Below are 25671 nucleotides of genomic sequence, written 5' to 3'. Positions count from 1 at the left end.
CTTAAACCTATGCTCAAGAAGATATTGAAAATTGTGGGCATCACATTCATTGTCTTAATACTGGCTGCTATTGCTATTCCTTATTTTTTTAAGGACAAAATTATGGCTACGGTGAAAACCGAGCTGAATAAACAATTGAACGCCCGTGTCGACTTCAAAGATGTTGATATCAGTCTTATCCGCCATTTCCCTCGCCTGGCTGTGGCCCTGGAAGACCTCCAGGTTATTGGTAAAGGTCAGTTCGAACAGGATACCCTCCTCGCTGTCAACAAAATTGATGTGGCGCTAAACCTGATGAGCGTTATCAAAGGCGATAAGATGGATATCTATAACATTGCCCTCTCACAGCCACGCATACACGCCATTGTTGATAAAGATGGACATGCTAACTGGGACATCACCAAACCTGACACCGCTGCGGCCAAACCCGCAGATACTTCTAAAAGCAAGTTTGCGCTGAGTCTCAAGAAATACAGCATCGAAAATGCTTTTGTTAGCTACGACGACCGCCAGGGCGGCATGTACATGGAAGTGGATGGCCTGAACCACAATGGTACCGGTGATTTCACACAAGATCAGTTTACCCTCAGCACCCATACTGATGCGGAAGGTGTTACCTTCAAATATGGTCTTATCCCTTATTTGAGCCATGTAATCACCAAACTGGATGCTGACATCCAGATCGATAATAACACCAATACCTATACGCTGAAAAATGCCAAAGCAAGTCTAAACAACCTGGGAATCGATTTTGCCGGATTGTTTAAACTGGTGAATGACAGCACTTACGGTATGGACTTTACCTTCAAGAGCCCATCCACCGAGTTTAAAGATCTGCTGTCGCTGGTACCTGCCATATACGCTACCGACTTCAATAAGATCAAAACCAGCGGTAAAGCTGCCTTTGATGGTTTTGTAAAAGGTAATTACTCTCCTGTACAGATGCCTGCATTTGGTCTTAATCTAGGTGTAACGGATGGCTTCTTCCAATATCCTGACCTTCCTAAACCGGTGAAAAATATTCAGCTGGCCGTGAAGATCACCAATCCTGACGGGGTTCCGGATCATACAGTGGTAGATATGTCTAAGGGGCACCTGGAGATGGACAACACACCTTTAGACCTGCGCGTTTTGGTGAAAACACCAATATCTGACATGTATGTTGATGCTGCCGCTAAAGGAAGACTCGATCTGGCACAAGTGCCTCAATATGTGAAGCTGGAATCCGGTACAGCACTGCAAGGCCTCCTGGATGCGGATATCAGCGCTAAAGGAAATATGAGCGCCATCGAAAAACAACAATATGATAAGTTCTATGCTGCCGGCAGCCTGCAACTCAGCAACCTCCTGTACAAAAGCAAAGACTATCCTGATGGCGTGAAGGTGAATAACCTGGCATTACAGTTCAATCCTAAAAATGTTACTGTAAAAGATTTGAATGCTGAATACCTTGGTTCTCATTTCCAGGCAAATGGTGAGGTAAATAACCTGCTCGCCTATACGCTGAAAAATGAAGCCCTGGATGGTAGCTTCAACCTAAAAGCCGACCAGATCAACCTGGACAAATGGATGGCTACCAGCAGCACCACCGCAGCTCCTGCTGCTGAAGCAAAGAAAGATTCTGCTGCTGCCGGTGCGGCACCGTTCCCGGTTCCTGCTAACCTGAACATCGCGCTGCATGCCAATGTTGATAAAGTTCATTACGATAAAATCGATATGAACAATCTCTCCGGCGCCTTGCTTGTGAAAGATGAAACTGTTACCATGCAACAGCTTAAAGCAGAAGCATTGCAAGGAACCATGGCCATCAACGGTAGCTACAGCACCAAAGTGAGCAAAACAAATCCAGACATCAACCTCTCTTATGATGTAGAACGCGTAGATATTCAACAGACGTTCAACGCTTTCAATACCGTTAGAAGTCTGATGCCTATTGGTAAATTCCTGAGTGGTAAAATCACTTCCCAGTTGACAATGCACGGTAAGCTCGGAAAAGACATGATGCCTGAACTCAATACCCTCACCGGCGATGGTAACCTGCTGCTGATCGAAGGTGTACTGAAACAGTTCGCACCTGTTGACCAGCTGGCTAGCAACCTGAATATCTCGCAGCTGAAAGATATCTCCCTGCGTGATATTAAAAACTATTTTGCTTTTGAAAACGGCCGCGTAAAAATCAATCCTTTCAAAGTGACTGTAAACGGCGTTCGTATGGACATTGCCGGTAGTCATGGTTTCGATCAATCGCTGGATTATAACCTACAATTGGCCTTACCTCGCAGCCTGATGGGCAACGCAGGTAATCAGCTGGTAAACAACCTCGCAGCACAGGCGCAGAACAAAGGTATTCCAGTAAACCTGGGCGACAGCGTTCATCTTTCTATTGCGATGGGTGGCAACATCATGAAGCCATCTCTCAAAACAGACCTGCGCGAAAGCGCTAACAGCCTGAAAGCACAGGCTTCTGAGCTGGTGAAGAACAAAGTGGACACCATCAAAAATACAGTTCGCGATACCGTGAACCAACTGAAAAATCAGGCCGTAGCTGCTGCCAAAAACGAATTAAAAAATCAACTATTGGGTCATAAAGATTCCACCGGCAGCACTCCTAACAACGGTGTGCAGAACCTGGGCAAACAGGCGGGTGAATCTGCTAAGAATGTGCTCAATGGGTTGTTTGGCAAGAAGAAGCAAGCTGCTGCTGATAGCACGAAAAATTAATAACATCTAATTATATAGTTTTAAAAGGGGAAGGGTTGCCAATGGCAGCCCTTCTCCTTTTAAGGAATGCGAGATGGTTGCATTTTGCGATTGTTATTCCATAATTTCTTCGTAACTTATATTAACCCAAAACCCGACAGCGATGATAGTAAGATTTCTTCACAGTACTTATTGCAATGCTGCATTATTCGGAGGTTTGTTATTCCTCATCATGGGATATCTTATCCTGCATTTTCCACCTAAAAGCGTTAAAACCTGGTATGGTTACCGCACGTTCCTGTCTACGCGAAACCAGGAAATGTGGGAAGCCGCCAATAAAGACGCCGCGATGGTTTCCAGGCGGGTCGGTTTTATAATCTTGCTAATAGGAATTTGCTGCGCGCTCATCTTTCCTTCTCAGACGGATTGGTTCATGTATATCACTGTGGGAGCTGTGGTTATAGGCGTCTTATACATCACTGGTTACACTGAATGGATGCTAAGTAACGAATTCGATGAGGAGGGCCAAAGGCGTATTCCACCAAAATTATAGGATATTATGACATTTCTTATTTTTTATTGACTCAATTTTGCTGTCGAAGAACCGCTAAATGGATTTTATGACAGACAGCACAACACAATTGAGATCAATTAAAGAAAAAAACATAGGAATAGCCACCCTACTGGCTTTTGCTATGATCCCGATGTCGGGATTTGCTACCGACATATACATTCCTTCCCTGCCAGGCATGACGGCTGCCCTTGGCATCAGCAGCAGCCAGGCACAGCTTACACTCAGCCTTTTCCTTATCAGCTATGGTATTTCACAATTATTTGTTGGCGGTCTGCTAGACAGTTATGGTCGTTATAAGATATCGCTGATCTCCATGCTGATATTCTGCTGCTCCTGTATTATCATTGGCAGTACCCACAATATTTATGTAATTTATGCCATGCGCGTTATTCATGGTATTACCATCGCCTCCATGGTAGTGGCTAAGCGCGCCTTCTTCGTAGACCTGTTCAGCGGAGAAAAGCTCAAACATTACCTCAGCCTCTTTACTATTATCTGGTCTACAGGCCCTATAGTGGCGCCTTTTATTGGAGGATATCTGGAAGTGAATTTCGGTTGGGAATCCAATTTTTATTTCCTCGGAGGTATAGCCGCCGTATTATTTGTATTGGAGATCATTTTCAGTGGAGAAACGCTACTGCATGCCACACCTTTTCATTTAGGCAAAATAGTAAAGATCTATTCAGATATGCTCAAAACAGGGAGCTTCGTACTGGGCATTATTATGCTGGGACTGGGTTACAGCATGGTCATGACGTATAATATGTCAGGGCCTTTTATCATTGAGCATCATTATAGTCTTTCTCCTGTGGTAACTGGTTATTGCAGCCTGCTCCTGGGTTTTGCCTGGATGGTGGGTGGCTTTATTGGCAAAGGCACTATCAACAAGCCTTTCGCCAGGAAGATGAATATCAATGTGGCGTTTCAATTCGTATATGGCATCGCGTTATTAACGCTGCTGCATTTCTGGAGCCCACTCGTACTGATTCTCATTTTTGCATTCCTGATACATGTGGGCGCAGGTTTTACCTACAATAATTATTTCACTTATTGTCTTTCCAAATTTCCTAAAAATGCAGGGATAGCAGGTGGATTAACAGGTGGGTTATGCTATGTGATTGTATCCGTATTAAGCTATGTACTGACATACGCCTTACCCGCAAAAGATGGTGTCAATCTATCTTACAGCTATTTGATACTAATTGTATTTTCTATTGTAGTAATGCTTCGGGTAAATGTTTTGAATAGAAAGCAATTAGCTTTATAACTGATTTAACAGAGAGAAAAAGAAGTCACCTGGTTATAGATGATTTTTTCCAATCCGATGGTTTTATGTACTTCTTTTTCTCTTTGCTTACTTCGGCTGGCATTATGGCGTTCTTGAATTTATCTTCATGATTCTCCAGGTGAACCACTGAGTTAATCATAGATTGTAGCTTCCTTGATGTTCTATTTGGCGGGAAATACAACCTCACTTTTACATTTGGAAACTTTTCCTTCAACAATTTAATTGTTGAAAGGTGATCACTGTCAGCAGTAATAATCACAACAATATCCACTGATTTATCTATACAATCCTGCATTATATTTAAAGCCAGGTTTATGTCACTACACTTCTCTTCCAGCACCTTAAAATCCTCTCTGCATAAGGCTTTACATTCAACTAGTTTTTCAGAATAATGTCCATTGATAACTTTAAACTTTTTACCATGCAAAATTTTATTAGCCCCCAATAAGGCATTTTGTTTACCTCTTTTTGAATCATCAAAAGGTACCGCTGTGAAATATTTAACCTTATGCAATTCCTGTCCATCATGCGAAAAAACAAACTGGGAAAATAGTTTTACAAAATCAATCCAATAATAATTTTTCCAATCTGGATTGGCTTTTGTATGTGATTTGTGGCCATGATAAAAATTATATCCATCCACATAAAAGATAACCTTCTTCATATTTCGTGAAATTCAAAGAATGGAATTAAGTTAACAAACCATTTTAATAAAAAAGCTCCCAGTAGGAGCAGACCCTATAGTACGGGGAATACAGGGGTCGAGTTAAATGCTCCCAGTAGGAGCCAGCCTATAGTACTGAGACCATAGTGAATAATTATATTGCTAAACTAAATCTATTTTATTCTCTCAACAAATTTTTTCGCCATTTTTATCCAGAAAAAATTTTTATTAAAATTAGAATTAATCAAGACACCTAACTAAAACGTTTTTTTTCATTTTCATCTAACCGAAGTTATTTTTTTTAAAAAGCGTCACATCTCTCCCCACTCCCATTCAAAGCAGAACTTCATTTAAAATATTTTCATTTTTTCTTATTTTTATGCCGATCAGCCACAGACCCCTGATTATCTATAAACCTATGTTTCCTTTTTGGAGTGATTATTATTATCTTGTTATTCTGCTGAACATCGCATGTATCGTGCATGCGCTAAAAAGTGGCAATCGCGACGCCATCTATTTACTGATCTTTCTGCCGGGATTAGGTGCTGCTGTTTATTTTGTGATGGAGATATTGCCGGATATTACCAATGGTACTTTCGGGCAACAGCTGGTTCGCTTTATCTCTCCCAATGGGCGGATCAGAGAATGTGAAAAACGTGTTCAGATCACCGATACCGTTACCAACAGAATGCTGCTTGCCGAGGCTTATGCTGAGCAAAAGCAATACAGCAAAGCAGTGGAGCTGGCACTATCCTGCGCTAACTCCTATGCTTCCGATCAAGGCATTCTATTACAGCTCTCCAGGTTTCAGTTTATGAACCAACAATATGCGGAGAGCCTTGCCAACTTCGACAAACTGAATAAGATGCCCGGCGTGCGAATGAGCAATGTGGCAGACGAATTAATATATGCGCAGGCGTTAGAAGCTACTTCTCAGGCAGACAAAGCGGAACAGGCCTACCAGAGAATCATCCAGGTGCACCATTCTCTGGAAGCCATGTACTATTATGGGCTGCTGCTTCGCAAGCAAAACCGTAATCCTGAAGCCAAAATACAATTTGAAAGAACCAAAGCTGAAATCAGCCTCCATCCAAGATATATCCGGCGTACCATTCGCAAATGGGTATGGCTCTCCAGAAAAGAGCTGGCAACACTCAAATAAACCTAAGCTATTTAATAACAAAACGGCCGCCTCTACAATGCAGAGACGGCCGTTTTCTATTTACAATTATTATTATCAAGGATGGCCTTGCACATCATGATCAGGAATGGCCTGATAACTTTCTTTCATCTTCGCCAGTTTTGCTTTACCATAGGTTAGTTTCGTGATGACCACGAAAAGCACCGGTACAATAAAGATCGCCAGGAAGGTAGCAGTAAACATCCCTCCCAATACAGTCCAACCCATTGTTTTACGGGCTTCAGCACCAGCACCGGAAGCGGCGACTAGTGGCAGAATACCTAACAGGAAGGCCATAGAGGTCATCACAATCGGACGAAGACGCAGCTTCGCCGCTTCTACCGCAGCTGTTACCACATCCATGCCTCTATCTACACGCTCCTTCGCAAACTCTACGATCAGGATCGCATTCTTCGCAGACAAACCAATTAGCGTAATCAAACCGATTTGCGCATATACGTTGTTGCTTAGCTTAGGCAGGAAGGTTAACACGGTGATTGCACCGAATGCACCGATAGGTACTGCCAGCAGTACAGAGAATGGTACAGACCAACTCTCGTAAAGGGCCGCCAGGAATAAGAATACAAAGACAATAGATAATACGAAGATGTATACTGTTTTACTACCAGATAACAGCTCCTCCCTACTCAAACCAGAAAACTCATATCCATAACCCGCAGGTAATTCCTGTGCTGCTACCTCTTTCAATGCATTGATCGCATCACCAGAACTATAGCCAGGTGCAGGGTTACCGTTGATTTCCGCAGAACGGAACAGGTTATAGTGAGAAATCACCGGCGCGTTTTCAATCACCTTGTAAGAAGTGAGTGCGCTCAGTGGCACCATCGTACCAGCGGAGTTGCGCACAAACAACTGACTCAGGTTTTTAATATCCCCACGATAAGAAGAATCTGCCTGCGTTACCACACGGAAGTTACGGCCATAGATAGTGAAATCATTTACATAAGCAGAACCCATATATGTTTGCAAAGCAGAAGCGATATCAGAAATCTTCACGCCCATCTTCTTCGCTTTTTCACGGTCTATATTCAGTTGATAACCTGGTGTACGCGCGGTAAAGAAGGAGAAGGCCTTTGCAATTTCAGGACGTTGGTTCACCGCAGCCAGGAACTTCTGTAAAATGCCTTCAAATGCTTTGATATCACCGGCGCCTCGTTGTTGCAATATAAAGGAGAAACCAGCCGTCTGACCCAAACCAGGGATTGCTGGCGGTGGAATTACAACCACGGTGGCCTCTTTATATTTGCTTAGTTTTTTCTGCAGCGTTGCTACCAGGCTAAATACATGCAGGGAATCAGGCTTACGCTCATCCCATGGTTTCAGCTGACAGAAGATAGTACCACTGTTTGATTTGGTAGCAAAGCTCACCGCATTCAATCCTCCCAGTGCTGCGAAATGCGCAATACCAGGCGTTTCCTGGATGTCTTTCATCATCTTCTGCATCGTAGCAACAGTACGTTCTGTAGAGGAAGATTCTGGCAAATCGAAAGTGATGATTACACGTCCATCATCCTCAGTAGGAATAAATCCAGAAGGTTTAGACTTGAACAACATCACTGTACCTACGAAAAGACATACCAGTATCACCATCACATAACGGGCCCACCTGATACTCTTCTTCACACCTATAGAATACCTGCTGGTGGTATGACCAAACCAGCGGTTAAATTTAAAGAAGAACTTATTCAGACCTTTAGAATCTTTGCTGAGGTGCATTGGACGCAGGATCAGCATACATAATGCTGGTGTCAGTGACAACGCTACAAATGCAGAGATCAGTACGGAGATAGCGATAGTGATCGCGAACTGCTGATACAGACGACCTACGATACCAGGAATAAAGCCTACTGGTACGAATACTGCCGCCAGGATGAGCGCGATCGCAATTACCGGACCAGAGATCTCTTTCATCGCCTGGATGGTAGCATCTTTCGGCGACATCTTCTCATGGTCCATATTATGTTGTACCGCTTCCACCACCACAATCGCATCATCCACCACTATACCAATCGCCAGTACGAAACCGAAGAGGGTCAGGGTGTTGATGGTAAAACCGAGTGGTATAAAGAAAATAAATGTAGCGATAATAGATACCGGGATCGCCAGGATTGGGATGATAGTCGCTCTCCAGCTCTGCAGGAAGAGGAATACTACCAACACCACGAGTATCAAGGCTTCCACGAGGGTATGCAATACCTCTTCGATGGATACTTTCACCACAGAAACGGATTCGAAAGGAACTACGTATTCCACATCGCTTGGGAAAGACTTCTTCAGTTCTTCCATGGCGGCGGTTACGTTAGCAGCTGTTTCGATCGCATTACTACCAGGCGCCTGGTATACGAGCAGGTAAGCTGCGCGTTTACCATCTACGAAGTTATTACCGGAGTAGTTGAATTTACCCAGCTGTATACGTGCTACATCTTTCAGGTATACGATCGACCCATCGCCAGGGCGGGTTTTCACTACTATGTTTCCGAATTCTTCCGGTGTTTGCAGACGTCCTTGTGTGAAGATGTTGTATTCGAATGTTTGTCCGGTTGGCTGAGGAGGCGCACCTACGGAGCCTGCGGTGATCTGCGCGTTCTGTTCCTGTAAGGCCGCTTTGATATCATCAGCTGTAACGCCCATCTGTGCCAGCTTATCAGGCTTCAGCCAGATACGCATGGAGAAATCATCTGCACGGGTGAAGATATCACCCACACCTTTTGCACGAAGCAACGCATCTTTTACATATACGTTGGTGTAGTTGTCGAGGAAGGTAATATCGTGTGTACCTTTAGGTGAGTAGAGCGCAACCAGCATGAGGATGCTAGGATTACGCTTTCTAACGGTAAGGCCTAAACGTTGTACTTCCTGTGGCAATGTTGGTTGTGCGATACCTACACGGTTTTGCACGTCCAGCGCTGCGATATTGATATCTGTACCTACTTCAAAGTTAACGGTCATACTCATTTGGCCGCTACTGGTGTTGTTGGTAGAGATGTAGGTCATTCCTGGTGTACCGTTTACCTGCACTTCCACGGGAGTGGCTACTGTTTGTTCAACTGTTTGTGCGTCGGCGCCGGTATAAGTACCGGTTACCTGTACAGTGGGAGGCGAGATTTCAGGGTACTGCCCGATCGGCAGGTTCATCATCGCCAATAATCCCACCAGTACGAGCACGATAGAGATTACTATCGCTGTTACCGGTCTTTTAATAAAAGTATTTGCAATCATGTTCTAAAGTTGAGTCTCGTGAACTTATTTCTTCGCTGCTGCTTCCTGTGGAGCAGGGATACCTATCTGGATCTTGCCGCCATCGCGTAAGCGCTGGAAGCCTTCTGTAATAACCTTGTCGCCTTGCTGGATACCATCCATGATTACAATCTGGTCGCGCATTTTAGGCCCCAGATGCACTTTATGTTGTTCTGCGATACTGTCTTTAGCAACGAACACGAAGTATTCGCCCATCTGTTCAGTAATCGCTTTATAAGGAATGATGAGTCTATCGCCGGAAGCCTGGTTGAGTACATTCAATACGCAGCTCATACCGTCTTTCAGTCTGGTATCCGGGTTATTAAACTGGATACGTACTTTAATGGTAGCGGTTTGGTTATCCACACCACGGTCGATCGCGAGGAGATGACCTGTTTGATTGTAAGCGGTACCGTCGGAGAATGCGAGTGTGAAAGTGGTGTCGCCGGCTTTTGATTTGCCTTGTAATTCGGCATAGCGGCCGATTTCACCTTCAGGAATAACGAAATCTACTGCGATAGGATTTTCACTGGAGATGGTATTGAGCAGTGTAGAACCCGGGCTGATCTGGGCGCCGAGCTTCACCTGTGAGATACCGATACGGCCGGTGAAAGGAGCTTTGATCAGAGAATAATCGAGATCAGTGCGTGCGGCGAGCAGACTGGCTTGTGCAGATGCGAGGGCACTGCGGGAAGTTTCTAATGCCGCTTCAGCGTTATCAAGGATCTGACGTGCTACCGCATCTTGTTCAGCGAGGCGTTTGTAACGGTCGTCATCTTTTTTAGCTTTGTTATAATTTGCCTGGGCGCTGGAAACACTTGCTTCCGCTTGTCTGTAGGCAGCTTCATACTTACGGCGATCTATTTCATAGAGGGCTTTACCTTTCTGAACTACTTCTCCTTCCTGGAAGAAGATACCGGTGATAAAGCCGGCAACCTGAGAACGAAGTTCTACCTGGTTCAGAGCTACAACGGTAGCTGGGTACTTATCATAATAAACGGCCGGTGCCACGGTTGCCTCCGTAATATTCACCGCGGTTGGGGGCATTACTGGAGCGCCTTTTTGTCCAGGGCCTTTGCAGGCAGTAAAGGCTAAAACGCCGGCAGCGCTTAAAAAGACAAGGTGATTCATTTTTTTCATATCCGTTCCGGTTACCATTTAATAATTTACTGTTAAGGTTCCTAATGCTTTCTGCAGATCAATTTTACTGCTCAGTACCTGGTACATGGCGTTGTAGTAGCTCAGTTGAGCGGTACGCAGTTCCGTTTCTGAAATCAGTACATCGAGGTAAGTTTTGATACCTTCTTTATATTGAAGCTGCAGCAGATTGTATACATCCTGTGCCATCGCCACATTTTCTTTCAAAGTCATATAGTCGTTCAGGTTACTCCTATATGCTGCCATTGCCTGTGTGTATTGCGTGTTCACGGCACTGGTCAATGATTCAAAATCCCATTTATTACGTTCCAGCTGTAATTCTGCCATTTTGATATTATGAACACGTTTACCACCCTGGAAAATAGGCAGGCTCAATTTCAGGCCCAGCAAGGAGTTGGGATAATTGTTATTATATAGTTTACCAAAGTCTTGGTTCTGGTAGGCAAAGGCATAGTTAACAAATGCAGATACCGTTGGAAGATATCCCCATTTATTATAGCGGACATTTGCTTCGAGCAGACTTTCCTGCGTCTTCAGCAATTTGTATTCTATCCTATTATGATAGTCAGGTATTGCGCTGGTATCGCTGTTGTTGACTTCCGCGACCATGGTGGTGGTATCGCTGGAGATCAGGATATCCGGAGACGATGTTGGATATCCGAGCAGCTGTTTCAGGTAGGCCTGTTTTGAGTTGAGTAATTCCAGTGCCGCTTTCTTTTGAGCTTTGGCATTGTTGAGAGAGATGGTTGCTCTTTTGTAGTCGGTTTTGTCAACTACACCACTCTGATACTGATTATAAGCATCTTTGAGTGATCTTTCGAGACGAACGATATCTTCGCTGAGCACATTGATTTGTTGCTGCGTGAGCAACACATCATAATAAGCCTTACTAACATCCGACACCACATCTATCTGGCTGCGGGTAGTATTCTGCTGGCTTTGTGTACGCACTTCCTTGGCTGTTTTACTGGCGAGCAGGAGATCGCGGGTAAACAGGTTTTGGTTCAGTGTGAAGGTGGCAGCGGAGTTGTTGGCGACGCCTACTTTGGTAGGGTTCCCACCAAAAATGGAGGTGGGTAATTCCAGATAGTGCTGTAGGTTCGCATCTACAGATACCTGTGGGTACCAATCGGCCAATTTACTTTTTACTGTTCTGTCGGTGATGGCCTCATCAATGATGGATTGGTGTAGTATGGGCTGATGTTTCAGCGCATAGCGAATACAATCCTCCAGTGTGGCTGTCGAAGGCAGTAGGTCGTTAGATTGCTGTGCGCGAAGTTGGCCGGAAAATAGTAGTCCGCACGACACAGCTAACAGGAAAATTGCTCTTTTCATAAAAGGCTTTTGACATTCAGTTCTTCTTTGTTCCAATCGAGACAATAAAAGTTGGATAACGTAGATGCATATACGCAGATACATAGTGTTATAGCCAGTTCATCGTCCATATGATGCCACAGGCTATTTTTGGTAGCGCTGAGACAAAATTATTTTAGTGCATAGTAATGCTAATGCAGTGCAGCTGCAGATAACAGGTAGGTTCTCAGGTAAAAAACAATTTAGTTTTCAGGTAAACAACGGGCTTTTGTTTACAAGGTTATTTTCAAATGAGGCGCTAAGATAGTATTCTAAAAGAAAAAATCCACCTGGGTAGGTGGATTTTAACAATTACATGAAGTTCGGGGCCGATCATCCTTTATTTCGACCGCTGGCAATATGTTTTTCAGCATGATAGGAGGAACGTACTAACGGTCCGGCCTCTACGTAGTCCAAACCGATTTGGTAACCTATCTCGCGTAATTCTGCAAATTCATCTGGGTGAACGAAGCGAACAACAGGCAGGTGTTTAGGAGTTGGCTGCAGATACTGGCCTAATGTAACAACATCACAACCGTTATCGTACAGGTCCTGCATGGCTTGTACTACTTCTTCTTTGGTTTCACCGAGGCCGAGCATGATACCGCTTTTTGTGCGCATGCCACCTTCTTTCAGTCGGCGAATTACTTCGAGACTGCGGTGATATTTAGCCTGGATACGTACCTGTTTGGTGAGGCGTTCTACTGTTTCCAGGTTATGTGATACGATTTCTGGTGCTACATCGATGATACGCTGGAGGTTTTCCCACTGGCCGCGGAAGTCGGGGATCAGTGTTTCCATGGTGGTATCAGGATTGAGGGCACGTACTGCTTTGATGGTATTGGCCCAAACGATGGAGCCACCATCTTTCAGTTCGTCGCGGTCTACGGAAGTGATAACGGCATGTTTCACTTTCATGAGATAGATCGCTTCAGCGACACGTTGAGGTTCATCATGATCAACAGGGTCAGGACGACCAGTTGCTACGGCGCAGAAGCCACAGCTACGGGTACAGATATTACCAAGGATCATGAAAGTTGCCGTTCCGGCACCCCAGCATTCGCCCATATTCGGGCAGTTGCCACTTTCACAGATGGTATGTAATTTATGGGTATCTACCAGGTTCCTCACCTGTTTGTAGCTTTCTCCTATCGGTAGTTTGACACGCAGCCAGTCAGGCTTTTTCACTCTGGCAGTGGCTGGTTCGGCGGCTATTACGGGTAATTCTTGCATCGCTTACTCCTTTCTTTAGAAAAACAAAGGTAATACTTATCTCTTATTCCAGCGTTTTCCGAATTGAAGGCTTACATACGCATTAAATAAAAATTGCTTATTATAGTCATTTACCATGATGGGCACCTTCTTGGTATAAAATTCTCCGTTGACACCTACTTCCAGGGCGCTCACCACTTCATTGAAATGGGCCCAGTCGAAACGCATACCCAGCTTAGCATGCAAGCCAGGGATAACGCTTACTTCGCTCCAGCCCTTGCCAAATCCGCCGCCGCCATTAATGGCATTAGGATCCAGGAAGGCCTTAGCATCAGGATTATTTGGATCATAGCGGATATCTGCCACCTGGTCGTTGCCCAGCATAACATTGAGGTAATAAGGCTTTAATAGCCCTATAGAAACGCCGCCATAATAGATAGCGCTTACTTCTACGCCGTTCTTATTGGCTTTTCCTCCGAGCAGGTAACGTTGTCCAACGCCAAATTTTGCCGGGTAGAAATTATTCTGTTTTCCGTAGATGTAAGGCCTGGAAGTTACGCCCATATTGGTAAAGGCATATCCCTGACGCTTATCTTCCCGGTTGCTCTTCTTTTCAGAAAATTCAAACTGAAAGTAGTTCACGACCTTACGGCTTTTGCGGTATCCCAGTTCCACAAATCCTGACCAGCCATCGGTATTCAGACGGCCACCGAGAGAGAAATCACGCTGGAATACGTTTTCGCCTTCTTCTTGCTCTTTGAAAACCTTAATCCGTTTCAGCTTGCGCTGCTCTTTGGTTGATTCAGTAGCTGACTTTCCCGTAGACGTGGATTGGGCTTTCACAGACCCGCAAATGGCTGAAATAAGGATGATCAAGTATAATTTTTTCACAGTAATTGGGCTGTTGATATATTATTAAACGCTTGGTTAAAGGTATTGTTATGTTACGAATATTAAAAATACAGTTATTTTATGGTTTGTTCACATTGCTTAACTTGCACTAAAATAGTAAAACCAGCATCATGAAAACATCAGAAATCGTATATACAGGATCGTTACGTACTACTGCAACACACTTGCAGTCAGGCTCCGTAATTGAGACAGATGCCCCCGTAGATAACAATGGCCGCGGCGAAAGGTTCTCTCCAACTGATTTAGTAGCTACGGCACTCGGTTCCTGTATGCTCACAATTATGGGTATGCGTGCCCGTGAGAGCAAATGGAATATTGATGGAACAAAAGTGAGCATTCAAAAAATCATGGGTACAGACCCACGCAGAATCGTTGGAGTGGATGTTACTTTCGATTTCCCTGCTGGTCATGGCCTGGGAGAGAAGGAAAGAACAGTGCTGGAAAAAGCAGCGCATACCTGTCCTGTGGCGTATAGCATACATCCGGATATTAAGCAGACAGTCGTATTTAACTGGTAATTTGGTATACTAATATTTTTTCAGAGCAGGGTAGAAATATCCTGCTCTTTCTTTTTGTACCGCTTACCAACGAGCCACTAATTTTTGATGATGGTAAATAAACATCAATTTTCTTCCGCCTGCATCGTTTCCATCATTCGGGTCACATAGCTCCTGTTGAGATTACCCCACTTATCCATCGCCTCGATTACCGGCATCAGGCTTTCGCCGATATCGGTAAGGAAATATTCTACTTTCAGCGGCAGACCGGGATATACGGTTTTGCTGATGATATTATAATCTTCCAGTTCTTTCAGATGCATATTGATAACCCGGGGTGCCGCGGAACTAATTTCCCTGTGCAGCTCACTCGGGCGGCGTATACCCAAATGGATACACTCTATTATCCAGGCTTTCCATTTTCCTCCAAGTACCTTGATTGCAACACTGATACCGCAATCCAGCATTTCCGGAATTTTCCGCTCGTACATATTCAAAATAAGATTTAACAACTGAAGTTAGGATTTTAGGGGGATATTCCCTCACCGAAACTGCCATGGGCTTATAGGGAAAAAATATTCCCTACCTGAATCATTTTTCCCTTATTGTACAAGAGTTTGCAGCTGCTGACATTTGCCTCAGAAAAACAAATGAACGATTAAAACAGTAGCTATGAAGGCAACAGTTGAAAATACAGCAGGAGCAGTTTCCGTGATCGGATTAGGAGATATGGGTATCAGATTAGCAGAAATTTTGCTTTCAAAAGGGTATCAGGTAACAGTATGGAACCGGTCTGCGGGCAAGGCAGATTCTCTGGCCGCACAGGGAGCGGTTGTTGCGGAGAGTGCCGCAGGAGCTATCAGCGCCAGTCCCGTGATCATTACGTGTGTGGTGGATTACAGTGCTACCAAAAATATTCTTGGCACACCTGAAACCAGTGCCGCTCTGAAAGGCCGCACCCTGATAGAATTGAGTACCGGTACTCCGCAGGATGCCCGTATAGCAGCGGCATGGGCTCACAGTGTAGGTGCGAAATACCTTGACGGCGCTATCCTCGCTACCCCGCGCCAGGTAGGCCATGAATACACACCTATCTTTGTTTCCGGATCACGTGAAGTATACGAGGCTACCGAACCTATTATGAAAGCGCTGGCCGGCGGCCTGCAATATATGGGCGAAGCTGTAGGAGCCGCTGCCACCTGGGATATCGGGTTCCTTAATACCGTATTTGGCGCGATCACCGGATTTTTCCAGGGCGCCCGCCTGTTTGAAGCAGAAGGCATTGCTGTGAACCAGTTGGGAGATATGATAGGAAAACTTGGATCAGTAATAGGGGAAATGGTTCGTTTTGAGGGCAATGTCATACACCATAAAAAATATGATGAAGTGGAAAGTTCAGTGAAGACCTGTTATAACGGTATCGGCCTGTTTGCACGCAGTGCAAGGGAAGCGGGTATCACTTCTGAAATCCCTGACTTTATGTACAATATCTATCAGCGCGCCATGGATGCAGGCTATGGCGGCAAACAAGTTGGTGCAGTAATCGAGGTACTGCGCTAAAATACGCAGAACGCAGTTTTCATCAGGTAAATAAATTTTTATGGAGAAATTTTGTAAGCCAACGGCAGTACAAAATTTCTCCATAAAAATTTATTTACACTTCTTCCAAATAAGCTTCAATATGCGGGCAGCTCTTCTTAAAAATAAGTATGGTAAAGGCTTAGAAGGAGTGACATTGTCAGCAATACTCCTCTCAAAAGCATAAAATATGCGCCATATAACACCACTCCTTTAAGACAGCTTTTCCAAAGGACTTGCGCATAATTCTTATGAAGTGCAGCAATCAGATATACAATAAATATGCAGGCTAAAACTATGTGGAAGGTATTCAAGGCACTGACAGTACTTATAAAATAAGAGGATAGTGGAAACAAAACAGCCAGCACGATATAAAGAAAGCCATGAACATGCAGCGTAAATATTGCGTGATCTACGTATAGCCATTGCTTATTCCTGATATAAATGATTTTCAGAAACCAGGCAAATAGCGGCAAACAAAGCAACATTACTTTGGGGAAGTTATGATAATACCCTTCCTGGTAATCTCTTTCCTTTTCCTCATTAGAGCTATAGTGCTTCAGCGCACCTGCTTCGGCCCTGGTTAGTACTTTTGCCCAACCAGACAGTTGTAGCGAATCAGGCAGTTGTTGGTGGATCGCATCGAATTCCTCTACTGTTGTAACCGTCGCTATTTTTTCCAGCAAATTATAATTCCTTATGGCGGCAGCATCCTTCAGCTGAACACCAGGTAGGACCTTTCTCTCCAGCCTCGTCAGATCATTAAAATAGCCCAGTTGAACACCTTTTTTTCCATCTTCAGGATCATGTTTCTTTGGACGCTCTTTTGGGTGTGTGATCCAGGCAATATATATGAAGAAAAATATGAACGAAGTGAATACATACAAGTTAATAGGATTCACATACGTTACACGTCTACCTTCGCGGTATTCGCGCGTAAGAAAGCCAGGCTTGGTGAAGAGATATTTTATGGTCAGCAAAAACCGGGAATCATAATGAAAGAGATCCGAAACAAAGTGTTTTACAAGATGACCAAAGGTTTCATGGGGAGCAACATTTTCTTGTCCACAATGGCTACAATATCTGTCATGCACATGCTTTCCACAATTCAGACAATTTTTTTTCTGGCGTAAGGGTTGTGTTTTCACAAAGACTTAGGGTTATAGATTACTAAAATTAGTAGTTTTTTTTTGGAAAAGAAAAATCAGAAAGAGGACTGACAAAAGCATTTTTATTATTTGTCAGTCCCCGGATTTTTTTATCTCCCCAACAACTTCACGCCTATCATACAATGCAGGCATCTCATTTCATCACAATAGTATTTTTTTAAATGTAATAACCCTTGTGATGCCAGCGCATTGGCGGGCATAATCCCTGATTGTTTCCACTTTAAAATTATCCTGTTATCCTCTGCGGGCATAGATAACAACCATTCCAATGATTGTTGTTGCAGGTACAGGCTTCCTTTTCTGCTGCCGTAGAAAAAACGCAGTGGCAGTACCATATTGATGATAAGACTATTCAGCGCCTGTTCTCCCATACCGTGCGCAGTTTCTACTTCCTGGTCGAAACGATAATGTGTTTCCCAATACGGCGACGGCTGCACGAAAAGTAATTGTCTGAGATCATCAATACTGGTCGCTTCTGCAAGACTGGCGAATAGGCGTGGCCGTTGAGTCCACAAGGCAGCAAAAGCGGCCAGGCGCATCGTAGGAAAGGCAGAAGGTCTTATGCGTAGCCACTTCCAACTATGCGCTGGCATAGGAAGCAGGCTATGCTTGTGTTTCAACCATCGATAATGCTGTTGTAATTCCAAAGCGTACGGATCTTCAAATTTAGCGCTGAGTAAGCCTGCTTGTCCAAATAATAAAGCCTCTGGCAATTCGGGGTTATAGCGATAACGCAGCAACAGTGTCAGCGGCAGCTGTTTGATTACTTCCAGCATGGGACTAGCATTATGCGGCTGTCCGAAACCCTCTGCCAGTAAGTGATAGCAAAGACTTTCCCAATCGTGACAGTTCTTTTGTAGCAAAGCTGACCAGCGTTGCATTTTAAGTTCCCAGCGTTCTGCGAGGAGTCTTTCCTGCCAGGAGAGCCAATGTAAGGGCGAGATCCTGGCGGCCTGGCTATGGCAGGGTACAAAGCCGGCGTTCAGTTTGAGCGCAGCATACCTTTGCAGCAGTAGTTTGGAAATATGTTGCTGCAATTCCAGGCAGGGCGCGGGAAACAGGAGATCGGGGTTGTCGTGGTAAAAGACCACATGTAAAATAATATTCGCATATCGCGGATCATGCTGGTGAGCATGCCGGTACCAATCGGAGCTAGAGATATGCAGCTCTATATTTCCGCTCCATCGCGTGGGTCCGATACAAATACTGGCAGCAGTAAAATCGGGGCCATCGAGATGGTTAGGTATCCCGGGATGTAGCACGGTAACGGCTTCGCCGTCGGTAGTTTTGAGCGCCTGGTGTGAATACAGGCGATGTTGCCAGATAAACTGGAACAGCTCTTCAGAGAGCAACGGGTTAACAGACATACAGATATGGTTGGTTTCTATAAAAATATAGCAGAATAGCGGGTAAAAGATCAGGGGAGAAAAAAATTTTTGTCCTGATTTGGAAAATTGGTCAGGATGACCTTACCTTTGCACCCAGTTCTTACACATCACTTATCCAGAAAGGCGGAGGGTCTGGCCCGATGATGCCTTAGCAACCTTTCCTGAATTGCAAGTCAGGAAGATGGTGCTAATTCCTGCTCTTGGTTTTACCAAGAGAAAGATAAGTTGGCAGAGATTAATCTTCACCTTATAATATAATTGAAAGGCTCTTCCAACACAAGGAAGAGCTTTTTTTTTGCCCTTCCCCCTCACTCCCTTCATGGATTTGTGGTTGTTTAAGTTAGTTTTTAGTGATAAAGTTGCAGAATATTATTCCATATTCTGACAATCATTAAAACAGTTCTGACAATGAAAACAGCAACACAACTGATTCACAGCATACCGGTAGATGAATTGACGGGGGCTATCTCAGTACCTATCTATCAGACATCTACGTTTGTGCAGGAATCACCAGGCATTAACAAGGGTTTCGAATTTTCCAGGGCCAACAACCCTACCAGGAAAGTATTAGAAGACCTGATCTGTAATCTCGAGGAAGGCTATGCCGGCTTCGCGTTTGCCAGTGGTATGTCTGCTATTGACGCTGTTCTCAAGCTCCTGAAATCCGGCGATGAAATCATGGCGGTAGAAGATACTTACGGAGGCATCTTCCAGATCTTTAACCACATGTTTGAACGTTTTGGCATTAAGGTAAACTTTGTAGATACCAGTAATACCGATAAAGTACTTGCTGCTATCACACCAAAGACGCGTGTTATCTGGCTGGAATCGCCCACCAATCCTACATTGCGCATCACTGACATCAAATCTGTCAGTAAGATTGCCAAGCAACACGATATTCTCCTTGTGGTAGATAATACCTTCAGTACACCGTTACTGCAGCAACCTATCACCCTCGGTGCCGATATTGTGATCCACAGTGCCTCTAAATACTTGTCAGGCCATTGTGATGTTATTGCAGGACTGGTAGTGGTAAATTCCAAAGCACTGGCAGATCAGCTGAGATATAACCAGAATATTTCTGGTAGTATTCTCAGTCCATTCGAAGCATGGCTTACTATCCGCGGAATAGAAACGCTAGCCTTACGACTGGAAAAACAATGCGCCAATGCTACTGCTGTCGCCAACTGGCTTAGCACGCATCCTGCAATTGACAAGGTGTATTATCCAGGGCTCGCCACCCATAAGAATCACCATATTGCCAGGAAACAACAAAAAAATTATGGCGGACTAGTTAGCTTCTCCTTAAAGGCAGATAACATCAAAAATGCGATCCGTATCGTCAATGCTACGAAGTTGTTTAAACTGGCGGAAAGCTTTGGCGGCGTGAAAAGTATGCTGGCCCACCCGGCCACTATGACACATCGCAACATACCGGAAGATTTCCGGAAAAAAACAGGTCTGCAAGACTCCTGCATCCGACTGTCGTTAGGTATTGAAGACGCAGATGACTTGATCAACGATCTGAAACAGGCATTGGATAGGTTAAACTCTCCTGCCGGCAAACAAATAACTGTTTTACAATAAAGCGCGGATCAACAGCAGCAGCAGCTCATTGATGACCGCAAAATGATTGAACAAAGTATGGAAAATAAGATCATCAATTTAGGAATCTTCGGATTCGGTTGTGTAGGACAAGGACTGTACGAGGTATTGAACAGAACAAAAGGTATTAATGCAAGAATCAAAAAAATCTGTATTAAAGATCCTAACAAATCAAGACCTATTGACAGCAGTTATTTCACTACTGATAAAAATGAAATCCTTGAAGATCCTACCATTGACGTGGTAGTAGAGCTTATCAATGATACTGAAGCAGCATTTGAAATCGTAAGCACTGCCTTACGTAATGGTAAAGCTGTAGTTAGCGCCAGCAAACGCATGATTGCTGAAAACCTCGCTTCTCTCTACCAATTACAGGCAGAAAATAAAGTTCCTTTCCTCTACGAAGCATCCAGCTGTGCAAGTATTCCTATCATCCGTAACCTGGAAGAATACTATGACAATGACCTGCTCAACGCAGTAGAAGGTATCTGCAACGGATCTACGAATTATATTCTCACCAAAATATTCGAAGAAAACCTGAGCTTCGATACCGCACTGCAACAAGCGCAGGACCTCGGCTTCGCAGAAACTGATCCTACCCTCGACATCGAAGGTTTCGATCCTAAATTCAAAATCGTTATCCTGTTATTACACGCTTTCGGTACTTTCGTAAAACCTGAAGAGGTATTCAACTTCGGTATACATCACCTCAACGACTTCGATATCCAGTTCGCAAAGCAACGTAATTCCACTATCAAACTTATTGGCCACTGCCGCCGCAACAATGGTAATGTATTCGCCTTCGTACTCCCACATCTCGTAAAAGAACATAACCTGTTATACGATGTATACAACGAGTACAATGGTATCCTGCTGGAAAGTGCATTTACCGATAAACAATTCTTTGTAGGTAAAGGCGCTGGTGGTACCGCTACCGGTTCTGCAGTACTGTCGGACATCTCCGCCCTGCTGTATAACTATCGCTACGAATACAAAAAAATCAAACAAAACAATCAGCCTGCATTCACCAACGATGTTAAACTGAAAATTTACCTGCGTTACAGAACGCCTGATCAGGTAGATCTGACAGAGTTCTTTAACATCGAAGAAAAATATGAATCAGCAACTTACCGTTATGTTGTAGGTACTATCAACCTGCAAAAACTGAAAGATGCACAATGGCTTAAAAATAAAGACGTGAACCTGCTGGTTCTCGAATAATTTTGCGAAAGATTTTTGTCCCAATTTTCTCATAAGCAAAATCCGATCAAACACCAACCGCAATGCATTTCCGCAATGCGGAACCAACCATCTCGACGGCGCAGTTTTCTGCGCCGTATTTATTTATAAAATTTACCATTATACCGCGATAACCTCAGAAAATGATCCAATCCAGCTGTATCCTCATAAGGTAACGACAATAACTGCCTTATCGCCTCGGCCTTATCACTGTGATGATAGTAAAAAGATTTACAGATAATATATCCCATATAATATCCCAGATCAGACAGCTCTCCTTTTACAGCGCCGTTATACAGCCAATTGCTAATATCTTTTCCATGCAATTGCTTTGTAAACTTCAACCACAGCTCCTTTTCATGCTGCTTGCCATACAAAATATAAGGCGTCTGTAATTCCTCCTGCAATAATAATTCCGCCATAAAATCACAAACACCTTCTGCCAGACAAAATCCAAGCAGGTTGGAATTCCTTCTGTCTTCCATGTCGCCGCCAGGTTGCTGTGTATGCGTAATTTCATGGGCCACCAGGTGCATGATACCTTTATTGATTTTAAAGTAATGCTGTAGAAATGGATGCATACCAGCAGCATTTACGGTACTATCGCCAGCTGCAATCTCAGTACCGATCAGTATTTCATGCTCCGTAGTCGTTCCGCCGGTACCGCCATACCCCATAACAAAGTACAATACCGGCGTTTTGAAAGCTGGGTATAACTGCTGATAGCGTTGAAAAATAAGTTCTAGTTCATTTGCATGCCCAACCGCTTGTAGGGTAAGATGCCGGACGGTAGTCCAGTAAGCAGGATACCGCTGAAAACTGTGAATAAATTTCATAGGTTCCCAATGACGAATATTCATCATGGCGCGCACCCCTGCAGATCCGTTCTCCAGGTATAGCTGACGTAAGATGTCTGCTTTCTTTAGTGTATCAGGTTCTGCAGCCGCAGCATCAAATGCCCGCCAGAACAGCGGAACATCCTCGGAAACTATTCGGGTTTGCTGCCCATGCGCAGTAAATGATAATAATGAAAATAAGAGAAAACAATAAAGCTTAGGCATGACTATGTATATATCCGGAAATTAATACATCAACCTATCAATCACAAGAAAATCTCACCAAATCGATAACAATAAAAGCGTTTGCGCCTCGTCTATACAATCTATAGCTGGACACAAACGCTACTTGCAAATAATTCATTTATCTGATAACGATAAATCCAAACGTCCTCTCTGAATGGTAGCACCGTATATAGGAAAACCTATACCAGCATAACATTTCCTTTGATTTTGAGTATTACATGATTTAAATCCACTTGACGTGGCCATGGCAGAGGATTTGTGACATATTTGATCCATTACTTTCTACCCTATTTTTCATGTTTTTTGGCCTTGCGCTTGATTTTATTCACTTCTCCCTGTAAATCGGATAATGCCTTCATTACTTCTTCCATGGTAAAGTGAGGATCCTTACTGGTAGGGGATTTGTGAGCTGGGCTTGCACTTGCACCTTCAGTTGGGCTTGCAGGGTTATAGGAAATGTTATATTTGTCGGCATAGTGTATTTCTCTGAAAATTGGATCTTGCCCCCACATAAACCAATAGGGATGTACGCCTATTTCCTCGACCAATTTCCTAAAAACAGGGTAGGAAATTCCATTCTTTCCATTCTCGATGTCAGACAGAGCAGCCTGTGACACAGACAGCAGCTGTGCAAATTCCTGTTGATTTTTCTTTATCAGTTTGCGGATGTAGAGTATTCTTTGTCCTTCGGTCATGAATGAAAAAATATAGGTAAAGTTATAGAAAAGTTTTTGACTTTATAGGAAAAGTTATATTTTTGAAATCGTCAGATCGGGGGTATGTTGTAAAAATAGACATTATTACCATATACCCTTCATCATCCATTAGATTGTTGCACCATGAAGTTTGATACCCAGAACAGGCTCTGTATGGAAGGGCATGAATTTATACGTACCAGTCAATCACCGGAAGGGCTGGTCCCGAAAGGAACCTATGATTCTCTGAAGCGAAGAAACAGAATTGAAGTGCTGGAACGTGGCGGCAACGGACGTTCGGTATTGATTATCTATGAATCCCTGCCAGACAACTACAAACAGCTTGTCGTGGAGAAATATGGGAATCCCTATGTGTATGTTGCCAAACAGCCTCTCCTTCAACTTATAAGAAAAGATATAAAAGCGGAAAGCTTCTTTCTGGAGTATCGCTATGAGGAGCATAAATGTTTGCCAACGAACCACGTCTCCACCTATACACAAGTTGCTTCCTGGCTTAATATGTTACTGGAAATGCGCGATAATAAAAGAAAGGTGAAAAAGCAGCTTGGACTAACCATGGAAGAGTTTTGGAAAGTAGTACTGGAGATGATTGTTGTCCAAAATATTCCTTTACCACATAGTTATAGGCGATTGGCACAGAAGCTGAACACCTATCAACAGGGAGGATATGAGACATTGATTGACTGGCGTTTTGGAAACAGGAATAGTGTGAAAGTGAAGGATGAACTGGCGGAAGCGGTATTATTTGAATTGATCTCCCATCCGAATCAGCATGATGACGTGGTGATTACTGCAGCCTATAATAAATGGGCTGTGCAAAATGCGTATCCCTCCATTAGTAGCGGTACAGTAGGGAATTACCGGCGTAATAATCAGTATCAGCTGCAGTTGTTTAGAGAAGGAAATGCCGCCTGGTATCACCAGTTTGGACGTCAGACTAAAAGAAACCGTCCTTCTGCGCCCTTATTACTCGTAGGATCGGATGACAATGACATTGATCTTTATTTCAGGGATGAACAACTGAATCAGCAGGGAAAACTGCACGTGCAATATTATCATCGATTTAAAGCCGTTATTATTAGCGATGCATTCAATGATTATCCATTGGGTTATTGTTATGCCGATGGTATTAGTACAGAATTGGTGAAAATGGCTTATCTGGATGCCATGCATCATATTTATACGCTTACTGGCGCATGGTATCTGCCGCATCAGTTGCAGACAGACAGATGGAATCTGAAAGCCTTATTGCCGTTTTATCAAAGTATTGACGGCGACTATTTTCCGGCCAGCGCTAAATCGCCAAGAGGGAAGTACATCGAGCGTTCGTTCGGAAAACATTGGCATCAGCATTTACGTCGGTTTCAGAATTATGCAGGCAATAATATAACGTCTGATTTCAGGTTGAATCCTGATCATATTGCGACAACCAAAGCGCAATTTCCACATAAAGATGAAGGTTTCGAGATTCTGGAAACCTTCATAGATGGACTCAGACAAGAAACAGACTCTAAAACTGGAATGAGTAGGCAGGATGTATGGAAAGCAGCTTTCATGGCCAGTGAAAAGTCCAAAGAACGCTGTATTTCTGATGAACACTTATTACGTTTATTCGGTGTAAGGCATGAATTTACTAATACAATTACCAATGGAGGTATACGCCTGACAATTCAGGGGAAACCTTATGAATACCAGATTCCCGATGAATTATATCTGCAGCATGTTGGCAGGAAAATACAAGTGATTTATGATCCGATGGATCTTTCGCGTGTATTGGTAACAGATGATCATCAGCTTCGGTTTATGGCTCACACCTATAAAAAGCTCCCATCAGCGAGAGCTGATTATCAGCCTGGGGATAAAGAGCGGCTGTTCCGGCTGTTACAGCAGAAAAAAGCGATGGTACAGGGGATCATTGACAGGAAGAAAGACCGGGCTGCTATTCTGGCCGAAAACCAGACAGATGCTGCAGGCCTATTACAAGCACAGGTGATGGTAAAAGAAGCCAGGCAGGCAGCAGAAAATCTAGCATTACATCCACCTGTTTTACCTTCTGAAAATTTTGACCCACTCGATCTTATGTAATCTCACTAAATAA

General features: G+C 43.8%; 20 protein-coding genes and 1 riboswitch. Of the genes, 9 read left to right on the top strand and 11 right to left on the bottom strand.

All coding sequences use genetic code 11. From position 1 onward, the window contains the following. The first annotated feature begins 9 nt into the window (after window positions 1-9). From ACE38W_RS04300 to ACE38W_RS04290, 3 genes are all read left to right on the top strand, one after another. Window positions 10-2721, top strand: coding sequence for an AsmA-like C-terminal region-containing protein (locus ACE38W_RS04300; RefSeq protein ID WP_375829009.1), 2712 nt, complete (start codon window positions 10-12; stop codon window positions 2719-2721). A 142-nt stretch (window positions 2722-2863) separates the two neighbouring features. Continuing rightward, complete coding sequence (locus tag ACE38W_RS04295) at window positions 2864-3253, top strand: SdpI family protein (RefSeq protein ID WP_375829007.1); 390 nt, start codon at window positions 2864-2866, stop codon at window positions 3251-3253. 67 nt (window positions 3254-3320) lie between these two features. Further along, entirely contained in the window at window positions 3321-4541 is a 1221-nt protein-coding gene (locus tag ACE38W_RS04290) for an MFS transporter (RefSeq protein WP_375829006.1), read from the top strand. 25 nt (window positions 4542-4566) lie between these two features. On the opposite strand, the gene ACE38W_RS04285 is transcribed toward ACE38W_RS04290, so the two are convergent. After that, window positions 4567-5226 carry an NYN domain-containing protein gene (locus ACE38W_RS04285; RefSeq protein ID WP_375829005.1) on the bottom strand — a complete coding sequence of 220 codons (660 nt, stop codon included), beginning with the start codon at window positions 5224-5226 and terminating at the stop codon, window positions 4567-4569. A 418-nt stretch (window positions 5227-5644) separates the two neighbouring features. Between ACE38W_RS04285 and ACE38W_RS04280 the strand changes: the two genes are divergently transcribed. Then, complete coding sequence (locus ACE38W_RS04280) at window positions 5645-6388, top strand: hypothetical protein (RefSeq protein ID WP_375829004.1); 744 nt, start codon at window positions 5645-5647, stop codon at window positions 6386-6388. A gap of 75 nt (window positions 6389-6463) precedes the next feature. Here the strand turns inward: ACE38W_RS04280 and ACE38W_RS04275 are convergent, their stop codons facing one another. The 5 genes from ACE38W_RS04275 to ACE38W_RS04255 form a co-directional block, all read right to left on the bottom strand. Continuing rightward, window positions 6464-9646, bottom strand: coding sequence for an efflux RND transporter permease subunit (locus ACE38W_RS04275; RefSeq protein WP_375829003.1), 3183 nt, complete (start codon window positions 9644-9646; stop codon window positions 6464-6466). 24 nt (window positions 9647-9670) lie between these two features. Next, entirely contained in the window at window positions 9671-10804 is a 1134-nt protein-coding gene (locus ACE38W_RS04270; protein ID WP_375829002.1) for an efflux RND transporter periplasmic adaptor subunit, read from the bottom strand. Window positions 10805-10822: 18 nt separating this feature from the next. Further along, window positions 10823-12157 carry a TolC family protein gene (locus ACE38W_RS04265; protein ID WP_375829001.1) on the bottom strand — a complete coding sequence of 445 codons (1335 nt, stop codon included), beginning with the start codon at window positions 12155-12157 and terminating at the stop codon, window positions 10823-10825. 351 nt (window positions 12158-12508) lie between these two features. Then, window positions 12509-13408, bottom strand: coding sequence for a lipoyl synthase (gene lipA / locus ACE38W_RS04260; RefSeq protein ID WP_375829000.1), 900 nt, complete (start codon window positions 13406-13408; stop codon window positions 12509-12511). Window positions 13409-13444: 36 nt separating this feature from the next. Beyond that, window positions 13445-14278, bottom strand: coding sequence for a hypothetical protein (locus ACE38W_RS04255; RefSeq protein WP_375828998.1), 834 nt, complete (start codon window positions 14276-14278; stop codon window positions 13445-13447). Window positions 14279-14409: 131 nt separating this feature from the next. Between ACE38W_RS04255 and ACE38W_RS04250 the strand changes: the two genes are divergently transcribed. After that, window positions 14410-14817, top strand: a complete 408-nt coding sequence (locus tag ACE38W_RS04250) for an OsmC family protein (protein ID WP_375828996.1) — start codon at window positions 14410-14412, stop codon at window positions 14815-14817. Between the two features lie 104 nt (window positions 14818-14921). Here the strand turns inward: ACE38W_RS04250 and ACE38W_RS04245 are convergent, their stop codons facing one another. Then, window positions 14922-15287, bottom strand: a complete 366-nt coding sequence (locus tag ACE38W_RS04245; protein WP_375828995.1) for a winged helix-turn-helix transcriptional regulator — start codon at window positions 15285-15287, stop codon at window positions 14922-14924. A 181-nt stretch (window positions 15288-15468) separates the two neighbouring features. Here ACE38W_RS04245 and ACE38W_RS04240 point away from each other — a divergent pair, with 181 nt between their 5' ends. Continuing rightward, window positions 15469-16356, top strand: coding sequence for an NAD(P)-dependent oxidoreductase (locus ACE38W_RS04240; protein WP_375828994.1), 888 nt, complete (start codon window positions 15469-15471; stop codon window positions 16354-16356). 137 nt (window positions 16357-16493) lie between these two features. Here ACE38W_RS04240 and ACE38W_RS04235 read toward each other — a convergent pair whose 3' ends face one another. Continuing rightward, on the bottom strand, window positions 16494-17522 hold the full coding sequence (locus tag ACE38W_RS04235; RefSeq protein WP_375828993.1) for a DUF3667 domain-containing protein: 1029 nt from the start codon (window positions 17520-17522) through the stop codon (window positions 16494-16496). Between the two features lie 110 nt (window positions 17523-17632). Next, the gene (locus tag ACE38W_RS04230; RefSeq protein WP_375828992.1) at window positions 17633-18910 is read right to left on the bottom strand and encodes a DUF2851 family protein; all 1278 of its coding nucleotides are present in this window, start codon (window positions 18908-18910) and stop codon (window positions 17633-17635) included. A gap of 129 nt (window positions 18911-19039) precedes the next feature. Then, window positions 19040-19158, top strand: a riboswitch (SAM riboswitch). 181 nt (window positions 19159-19339) lie between these two features. Here ACE38W_RS04230 and ACE38W_RS04225 point away from each other — a divergent pair. Together ACE38W_RS04225 and ACE38W_RS04220 are read left to right on the top strand one after the other, a co-directional pair. Further along, entirely contained in the window at window positions 19340-20518 is a 1179-nt protein-coding gene (locus tag ACE38W_RS04225; protein WP_375828991.1) for a trans-sulfuration enzyme family protein, read from the top strand. A 57-nt stretch (window positions 20519-20575) separates the two neighbouring features. Further along, window positions 20576-21757, top strand: a complete 1182-nt coding sequence (locus ACE38W_RS04220) for a homoserine dehydrogenase (RefSeq protein WP_375828989.1) — start codon at window positions 20576-20578, stop codon at window positions 21755-21757. 119 nt (window positions 21758-21876) lie between these two features. On the opposite strand, the gene ACE38W_RS04215 is transcribed toward ACE38W_RS04220, so the two are convergent. Both ACE38W_RS04215 and ACE38W_RS04210 read right to left on the bottom strand, forming a co-directional pair. Then, the gene (locus ACE38W_RS04215; protein WP_375828988.1) at window positions 21877-22836 is read right to left on the bottom strand and encodes a DUF2268 domain-containing putative Zn-dependent protease; all 960 of its coding nucleotides are present in this window, start codon (window positions 22834-22836) and stop codon (window positions 21877-21879) included. A 308-nt stretch (window positions 22837-23144) separates the two neighbouring features. Then, complete coding sequence (locus tag ACE38W_RS04210; RefSeq protein ID WP_375828986.1) at window positions 23145-23552, bottom strand: helix-turn-helix domain-containing protein; 408 nt, start codon at window positions 23550-23552, stop codon at window positions 23145-23147. Window positions 23553-23696: 144 nt separating this feature from the next. Here ACE38W_RS04210 and ACE38W_RS04205 point away from each other — a divergent pair, with 144 nt between their 5' ends. Continuing rightward, the gene (locus tag ACE38W_RS04205; RefSeq protein ID WP_375828985.1) at window positions 23697-25658 is read left to right on the top strand and encodes a Mu transposase C-terminal domain-containing protein; all 1962 of its coding nucleotides are present in this window, start codon (window positions 23697-23699) and stop codon (window positions 25656-25658) included. The last annotated feature ends 13 nt before the right edge of the window (window positions 25659-25671 follow it).

Source organism: Chitinophaga sp. Hz27 (assembly GCF_042263525.1).
In the GTDB taxonomy this organism is placed as follows: domain Bacteria; phylum Bacteroidota; class Bacteroidia; order Chitinophagales; family Chitinophagaceae; genus Chitinophaga.
This window is presented reverse-complemented; position numbering and strand designations above follow the sequence as displayed.

Coding starts and splice junctions, on each gene's coding strand:
- ACE38W_RS04215 (WP_375828988.1), bottom strand. CDS start 22,836: ATGCCTAAGCTTTATTGTTTTCTCTTATTTTCATTATTATCATTTACT.
- ACE38W_RS04240 (WP_375828994.1), top strand. CDS start 15,469: ATGAAGGCAACAGTTGAAAATACAGCAGGAGCAGTTTCCGTGATCGGA.
- ACE38W_RS04285 (WP_375829005.1), bottom strand. CDS start 5,226: ATGAAGAAGGTTATCTTTTATGTGGATGGATATAATTTTTATCATGGC.
- ACE38W_RS04280 (WP_375829004.1), top strand. CDS start 5,645: ATGTTTCCTTTTTGGAGTGATTATTATTATCTTGTTATTCTGCTGAAC.
- ACE38W_RS04270 (WP_375829002.1), bottom strand. CDS start 10,804: ATGAAAAAAATGAATCACCTTGTCTTTTTAAGCGCTGCCGGCGTTTTA.
- ACE38W_RS04275 (WP_375829003.1), bottom strand. CDS start 9,646: ATGATTGCAAATACTTTTATTAAAAGACCGGTAACAGCGATAGTAATC.
- ACE38W_RS04205 (WP_375828985.1), top strand. CDS start 23,697: ATGAAGTTTGATACCCAGAACAGGCTCTGTATGGAAGGGCATGAATTT.
- ACE38W_RS04250 (WP_375828996.1), top strand. CDS start 14,410: ATGAAAACATCAGAAATCGTATATACAGGATCGTTACGTACTACTGCA.
- ACE38W_RS04290 (WP_375829006.1), top strand. CDS start 3,321: ATGACAGACAGCACAACACAATTGAGATCAATTAAAGAAAAAAACATA.
- ACE38W_RS04220 (WP_375828989.1), top strand. CDS start 20,576: ATGGAAAATAAGATCATCAATTTAGGAATCTTCGGATTCGGTTGTGTA.
- ACE38W_RS04300 (WP_375829009.1), top strand. CDS start 10: ATGCTCAAGAAGATATTGAAAATTGTGGGCATCACATTCATTGTCTTA.
- ACE38W_RS04265 (WP_375829001.1), bottom strand. CDS start 12,157: ATGAAAAGAGCAATTTTCCTGTTAGCTGTGTCGTGCGGACTACTATTT.
- ACE38W_RS04210 (WP_375828986.1), bottom strand. CDS start 23,552: ATGACCGAAGGACAAAGAATACTCTACATCCGCAAACTGATAAAGAAA.
- ACE38W_RS04225 (WP_375828991.1), top strand. CDS start 19,340: ATGAAAACAGCAACACAACTGATTCACAGCATACCGGTAGATGAATTG.
- ACE38W_RS04295 (WP_375829007.1), top strand. CDS start 2,864: ATGATAGTAAGATTTCTTCACAGTACTTATTGCAATGCTGCATTATTC.
- ACE38W_RS04230 (WP_375828992.1), bottom strand. CDS start 18,910: ATGTCTGTTAACCCGTTGCTCTCTGAAGAGCTGTTCCAGTTTATCTGG.
- lipA (WP_375829000.1), bottom strand. CDS start 13,408: ATGCAAGAATTACCCGTAATAGCCGCCGAACCAGCCACTGCCAGAGTG.
- ACE38W_RS04245 (WP_375828995.1), bottom strand. CDS start 15,287: ATGTACGAGCGGAAAATTCCGGAAATGCTGGATTGCGGTATCAGTGTT.